We start from the raw sequence: 1,342 nt of genomic DNA on the forward strand, positions 1-1,342 counted from the left end.
GACCACGACCCCGCCCACGACCACGACCACGACCACGTCGTCCACCTCGACGACAGCCGCGCCCTCGACGACCTCGACCTCGGGGACCGGCGGGGCGATGACGGCGATCGGCGGGGCGGCGGCGACCTCAGGGTCCTCCACGGGCTTGCCCCGGACCGGCTCCGACCCATCGGGTGTGATCGTCGCCGCGCTGGTGGCCATCGCTGGGGGCTCGGTGCTCGTGGTGCTCGCCCGCCGGCGCCTCGGGGCCCGCGCTCGCCGCTGATCGCGGGCGACCCGGTCACGGCCGCGGTTCGCCGATGGCGGTTGCGACCGGCCTTCCGTCCCGGCAGGTCTCCACGAAGCGGGTGGCGAGCTGCTCGTGACCGGCGAGGTGCAGGTGTACGTACGAGGCCAGCATCCGATGGGTGCCGAAGCCGGCGGTGGTCACGCCGTCCCGCCCTCGCACCCGCAGGGCCTCACCGGTGGGCCGCACCGTCGAGTAGTGGAATTCGTGGCCGCGCAGCTCGGTCCCCGGTGGGCCGAACGGCGTGGGCGTGCACGTCGTCGCGGTGCGGTAGCCGAGGGTGGGTCGAGCCGTCATGGTGGCGGTGGCGTCGATGATGCCGGCCATGCGGTGGCCGTCGATGGCCCGGGTGAGCCACAGCAGCCCTCCGCATTCGGCCCAGACCGCCAACCCCCGACCGATGGCGGCATGCAGCGCGGTGTGCAGCTCGAGGTTGTCGGCGAGCTCGGGCGCGTAGATCTCGGGGAAGCCCCCACCGACCAGCAACCCGTCGATGGCCGGGGGGAGTGAGCGGTCGACGAGCGGGTCGAAGGGGACCAGTTCGGCCCCTGCCTGCTGCAGGATCTCCAGGTTGTCGGGGTAGCGGAAGCTGAAGGCCCGCCCGGCGGCCACGGCGATGCGCACTTGCGCCGGCTGACCTGCACCCGACGGGCGCTCGTCGCCACCGGGGGTCGGCACGGGGATCCGTGAGGCGGTCCCGGCCAGTGCCCTGACCCCCGCCAGGTCGATCTGATCGGCGATGGCGGCGGCCAGCACCTCGAGGTTGCGGGCCAGCTCGTGACGTCGCTCGATCACCGGCACCAGGCCGAGGTGACGGTCGCGCCAGGTGAGCCGGTCGTCACGCCGGAGCGCGCCGAGCACGGGCACGCCGGTGGGGGCCAGCGCCTCGCGCAGCATCCGTTCGTGGCTCTCGGTGGACACCCGGTTGAGGATCACCCCCCCGACCCGGATCCGAGGGTCGAAGGTGGCGAACCCGTGGACGGTGGCGGCCACCGACCGACCGGTCCCTGCGGCGTCCACCACCAGCAGCACCGGCGCTCCGAGGAGGGCGGCCAC

At 74.1% G+C, this 1,342-nt stretch carries 2 protein-coding genes; both read right to left on the reverse strand.

Going from position 1 to position 1,342, the window contains the following annotated elements; genetic code table 11:
* Nucleotides 1–201 (reverse strand): hypothetical protein (locus V7004_RS14885; RefSeq protein ID WP_334144977.1); only part of this gene is annotated, 201 nt, incomplete at its 3' end.
* Between the two features lie 79 nt (nucleotides 202–280).
* A partial coding sequence (locus V7004_RS14890; protein WP_334144978.1) for a cobyrinate a,c-diamide synthase occupies nucleotides 281–1,342 on the reverse strand: 1,062 nt, incomplete at its 5' end.

The sequence above is a fragment of the Rhabdothermincola sp. genome, assembly GCF_036846205.1.
Classification (GTDB): domain Bacteria; phylum Actinomycetota; class Acidimicrobiia; order Acidimicrobiales; family Acidimicrobilacustridaceae; genus Rhabdothermincola.